A 230-nucleotide genomic window follows, 5' to 3' on the forward strand; every position below is an offset into this window, starting at 1 on the left:
CCTCCATAAATACAAGGAAGCATAGCTTAAATAAGGGTGCCATTCTTTGCTCATTTCAAGCATTTGTTCTTTTGTCGGTTTATCGTTTAAGCCAAAATGGCGTTTGATGGCATTTTGGATGCCGATATCGGCTGCCGGAAACAGATTGGGACGGCCGAGTCCGAACAGCAGAACGTTTTGGACGGTCCACGGGCCGATTCCTCTGATTTTCACCAGCTTTTCCATAATAT

The 230-nt window shown here is 45.2% G+C and carries 1 protein-coding gene; it reads right to left on the minus strand.

All coding sequences use genetic code 11. From position 1 onward, the window contains the following. Positions 1 to 213: DNA glycosylase family protein (locus J0695_RS46575; RefSeq protein ID WP_206970181.1), on the minus strand; the 213-nt coding region annotated here is incomplete at its 3' end. Positions 214 to 230 lie beyond the last annotated feature (17 nt).

Source organism: Streptomyces beijiangensis, from assembly GCF_017315755.1.
Taxonomy (GTDB): Bacteria; Actinomycetota; Actinomycetes; order Streptomycetales; family Streptomycetaceae; genus Streptomyces; species Streptomyces beijiangensis.